The organism is Stieleria sp. (genome assembly GCF_041595215.1).
In the GTDB taxonomy this organism is placed as follows: Bacteria; Planctomycetota; Planctomycetia; order Pirellulales; family Pirellulaceae; genus Stieleria; species Stieleria magnilauensis.
In genome coordinates this window covers 1-3,720 of sequence record NZ_JBFHKV010000879.1, presented here as the reverse complement: position 1 = coordinate 3,720, position 3,720 = coordinate 1, and the positions used below count along the sequence as shown (strand labels likewise).

The 3,720-nt window shown below is 58.8% G+C and carries 3 protein-coding genes; 1 reads left to right on the top strand and 2 read right to left on the bottom strand.

Annotated elements, in window-relative coordinates; translation table 11 throughout:
• Both ABX749_RS25600 and ABX749_RS25595 read right to left on the bottom strand, forming a co-directional pair.
• Window positions 1-975 (bottom strand): DUF1501 domain-containing protein (locus tag ABX749_RS25600; protein ID WP_372898504.1); only part of this gene is annotated, 975 nt, incomplete at its 3' end.
• Between the two features lie 22 nt (window positions 976-997).
• The gene (locus ABX749_RS25595) at window positions 998-2,677 is read right to left on the bottom strand and encodes a DUF1553 domain-containing protein (RefSeq protein ID WP_372898503.1); all 1,680 of its coding nucleotides are present in this window, start codon (window positions 2,675-2,677) and stop codon (window positions 998-1,000) included.
• Window positions 2,678-2,993: 316 nt separating this feature from the next.
• Here ABX749_RS25595 and pdxH point away from each other — a divergent pair, with 316 nt between their 5' ends.
• On the top strand, window positions 2,994-3,632 hold the full coding sequence (gene pdxH, locus ABX749_RS25590) for a pyridoxamine 5'-phosphate oxidase (protein WP_372898502.1): 639 nt from the start codon (window positions 2,994-2,996) through the stop codon (window positions 3,630-3,632).
• The last annotated feature ends 88 nt before the right edge of the window (window positions 3,633-3,720 follow it).

The window sequence follows — 3,720 nt, the reverse complement described above, 5'->3', positions numbered from 1 at the left end:
TTCCGGGCATTGTCGGCGCATCGTCGCAAAGTGATTCTTGTGGGTATCCCAGCCGCCGGGATAGTTGATCACGACGTAGGGAACGCCTGATTCGACCAACCGTCGCGCGACCAGGCAATCCTGGCCGAACGTATGGCGACCGTAGCGATCTCGCAGTTCCGGTGTCTCCTTGCTTAGATCGAACACCTGCTTGCCTTGCCCCAGCATCAACTCATACGCCTGTGCCTTGGCATCCTCCGCGGCCGCCAATTGGGGATGCCCGTCCATCAGCTGGCCCATCGTGTTGATCTTGTCCAAAAAATCGCGACGCGCCGCTTGACGTTGGTCGGTGATGCCGCGAGCCACGATGCCTTCGACTTCAAAACGGGCCGCCGCCGGGTCGCCACCGGTTGCAAAGGGTTTGAATTTCGGCCCCAGGAATCCTTCCTCGGAAAACCGGCCCTGCGGTTTGGTCAACACGACATAGGGCGGAATCATTCCCGTGTAGTCCCGGCCCTTGAACAGCGAAAACACGGCGCCGATGCTCGGATAGGCAAGCCGTTCGCCGGCGCTGTGCCCGGTCTGCATCAGGTAGGCCGCGGTTTCATGACCATTGATACCGTGGGTCATGCTGCGAATCAGCGAATACTTGTCGGCCTGCTTGGCCAGCTCGGGAAACAATCCGCCGATCTGCATTCCAACAACGTTGGTCGACAACACATCGCCAAACTCTCCCATGTACTCGCGTCCCATCTCGGGTTTCGGGTCCCAGGTGTCGTTGTGAGACATCCCGCCCCATAGAAACACCTGGATGACCGACTTGGCGCGGGCCGACTTGGGGTCGGAACGCGGCGTGGTGTTGACCGGCTTGGCGGAGACGAATGGGGATCCGAGTTGATGGGCCGCCATCACGCCCGCGGCACCGCAAACGCCGCGCTGCAATGAGTCACGTCTGGAAATCCGCGTTGCGGTGGCAGATCGATGGTTCGTGTTCATGGTGATCGGTATCCAACGAGATTTAGTGTCGATAAAGGAATTCCGGACTATTGATCAACGCCCATGCGACGTCGATCGCTGCCTCGTTCCTTTTTAGAGGGGTGGATCGCACGTACGACGCCACCGTCTTCAACTCCGCGTCGGTCGGCCGGCGTGAAAGAATCGTCAGATAGAGACGCTCGGCGATCACGGCGGGATCGCGACTGGACGTCAGCACTGCTTTGAGCGCCGGGCCGCGTTCCAGTTTGGTTTGGATGTGCCCGGAATTGAGCAGGTGCAGCCACTGGGAAGCCACCGGTCGATTGTTGCGTTCGTTCTCCATTCCCGTGGCCCGCGCGGAACGTCCGAACAACGCCAAGAAAGGGCTGGTGATGCTGCCATCGGCCAGCGCAATCGCAGGTTGGTCACTGGGAATGTAAGTGAACGGTTCCGGAATCGGGCTGGTGTATAGGTCGACGGTTCCGGTGATCTGGTTCACCGCATCGATCAGCACCTCGGCGTCAAGTCGACGCAGTGGATACCTGGCCCAGGGAGCCTCCGATCGATCCGCAACCGGCATCGAAGACATTTGATACGTCGCGGAATTCAGAATCAGTCGATACAAGTGTTTCAAATCGTAGTCACTGGCGATCAATTCCTGCTCCAGGAACGCCATCAGTTCCGGGTTGCTGGGCGGGTTGTCCTCTCGAATGTCGTCCGGCTCGTGGACTATTCCGCGGCCCATCAGCCAAGCCCAAACGCGGTTGGCGATGCTTCGCGTGAACCACGGATTTTCCGGCGTGATCAACCAGTCGGCAAACACCTCGCGTGGGTCTCGATCGGGACTCAACGATGCCTTGGTGCCGTCGGGAAAGACCGCCGCGGACCGTTTCTCCGCCTTCGCTGGTTTCGTGATTGATTCAGGTGTGTCGTCAGCAGCTTGGCTCGATGGCAACGATGCAGCGACCGCAGCCTGGCCGGGCGCCGCGTTGTCCGGCAGAGTGCTTGCATCGAGCGGGTCCCAAAAAACGATTTCTTCCTTCCACTCGGCAGTGGGCTTGTAGCCGACCTGCGAGAAGAAGACGGCCATGCCGGACAAACGTTCTTCAGGCCACGATTCGGTCCGCGTGCCCATGAATGTCAACGCCACGCTGCTGGCAATGCCCTCGGCAGTTTTGTTCTGCATGGCGCGATAAAAGTTGACCGAGCCGACTCGAAAATTGCTTCCGCTACTGGTCAGCAGCTCGCGGGCAAATTGATCGTAACGTTTGTTCTCCACAATCGATGCCCGCACCCAACGGTGATACGCTTGAGCCGCGTTGGGCCACAAATTGATCGGAAACTCCGCCTTGATCCGCAACACGTCGCCCCATTTCATCGACCAATAGTCGGCGAACTCGGGCCGGTCTAACAGGCGCTCGATGAGCGCCGCGCGTTTCGTTTTGACGTCGGGATCTTCGATGAACTGCAGCGCTTCGTCGGCGGTCGGCAGCGTGCCGATGATGTCCAGGTACGCCCGGCGGACGAACACCGCGTCGGAGCAGGTGACGGGCTGAATGCCCAACGAAGACAGCTCGGCAAAAACGATTCTGTCGATCTCGCCGTTCGGCGTTGCTGCAACAGCACTTTCATAGAGGTTCGCCGCGCGATCATCCGCAATCGCGACGCTGCGCCAGACCAACGTCAAACACAGAATGAACCAGAGGGGTGATCGTTTTAACATCGCGCATGACTCCTTCTTGCGGCAGGCCGCAATCAAAGGTGCACGAGAAACTCAGGCGTGTCGCCACCATCGGATGGGAAGAGTTGACAGTGCGATTGGACACTACAACCTCTTCGCGATACCGCGTTGCGGCATGTCGGGGTACTCGTTCTCGGCGGGGGACCAGCGGTGGGTGTGTGTTTGGGGATAGGTGTGCGTTTGGTCCAAAGTTTCCCCAGGGTGATTGAGTGTCGCAAATGCCGTTCCAACTCACCACCTCGCCCCATCCACTAAACTAAACCCGTTGCGTCTTTGTGGCTCCACGGAATCGTTTGCGATGGATCTCTCACATCTTCGACAGGAATATGCACTCGAAACACTCGACATTGATCGTGTCGATCCGTGTCCCTTCGTGCAATTTGAGCGGTGGTACCACCAAGCGTCGACGGCGGAATTGCTGGAACCCAACGCGATGATTTTGGCCACCGTCGCCCCGAACGGTCAGCCGACCCAACGAACGGTCCTGCTGAAGTACTTCGATGTGGGCGGTTTTGTCTTCTTTACGAATTACGGAAGCCGCAAGGCGCGACATATCGCACTCAACTCCCGCGTTTCGATCCTGTTTCAGTGGCTGCCATTGCAACGACAAGTCGAAATCGGCGGCACGGCCGAGCGGGTCAGTACCGCCGAGTCGCTGAAGTATTTTCTGACGCGACCGCGGGGCAGTCGACTCGGCGCGTGGGTATCGCACCAAAGTGAGATCGTTTCGTCGAGGTCGATGTTGGAAGCCAAGATGCAGGAAATGAAACAGCGATTCGCGTCCAAAGAAGTGCCGCTGCCAAGTTTCTGGGGAGGCTATCGCGTGAAACCGACGCGTTTCGAATTCTGGCAGGGCCGCCCGAACCGACTGCACGATCGGATCTGTTACGAAGCCGACGAACACCAAGGCTGGGACCGCAAACGCCTCGCACCCTAGACAAGGTGTCCGACACCTTTCTGGAAGTCGGGGTAACCGCTGGTGTCTCGCCTTTCGGCGATTCCGTCTCGCTGCTCCGCAGCGACAG